Here is a 725-nt window from a genome sequence, read left to right as displayed (position 1 = left end):
CCAGTACTTCATCGGCGACTTCGACGGAAGGAAGTTCACCGCCGAGGACAAGGGCACCTACACCCCGCCCACGGGCGAGGTGGTGCAGGACTTCGAAGGAACCGGCTTCGGCGGGTGGACGACGACCGGAACCGCGTCGGCACCTTCCCCGGCCAGCACCAGGTCTCCGGCTTCCTGGGAGACGGGCTGGCCAACACCTTCCTGAACGGCGACGCCACCACGGGCACCCTCACCTCACCCGAGTTCACCATCGACAAGAAGTACATCAACTTCCTCATCGGCGGCGGCAACCACCCGGCCGGCTCCGACCACCCCACCGCCGTCGAGCTCCTCGTGGACGGCCAAGTCGTCCGCAGCGCCACCGGAAAGGACGCCGAAGCGCTCAACTGGGCCTCCTGGGACGTCGGCGACCTCGCCGGCAAGCAGGCCCGGATCAGGATCACCGACGACAACACCGGCGGCTGGGGCCACCTCAACGTCGACCACATCGTCATGTCCGACACCCAGGCCCGGCGCGTCTCCACGGAGACGTCCGTCAACCTGCTCGTCGACGGCGAGGTCGTCCGCAGCGCCACCGGCGCCGACAGCGAGACCCTGGACTGGGCGTCCTTCGACCTGCGTCCCTACGCCGGCAAGAAGGCGCGGATCCAGGTCGTCGACATGAACACCGGCGGCTGGGGCCACGTCCTGGCCGACCAGTTCACCGCCGCCGAGGAGCCCGCCCA

General features: G+C 69.0%; 1 pseudogene. It reads left to right on the top strand.

Annotated features, from left to right (window positions below):
* A pseudogene (locus tag IE97_RS0137805) lies at window positions 1-725 on the top strand (glycoside hydrolase family 32 protein); the annotation flags it as partial.

Source organism: Streptomyces sp. NRRL S-455 (assembly GCF_000717875.1).
Taxonomy (GTDB): domain Bacteria; phylum Actinomycetota; class Actinomycetes; order Streptomycetales; family Streptomycetaceae; genus Streptomyces.
The sequence above is the reverse complement of the archived record's forward strand: the minus strand, read 5'-3'. Positions and strand labels throughout refer to the sequence as shown.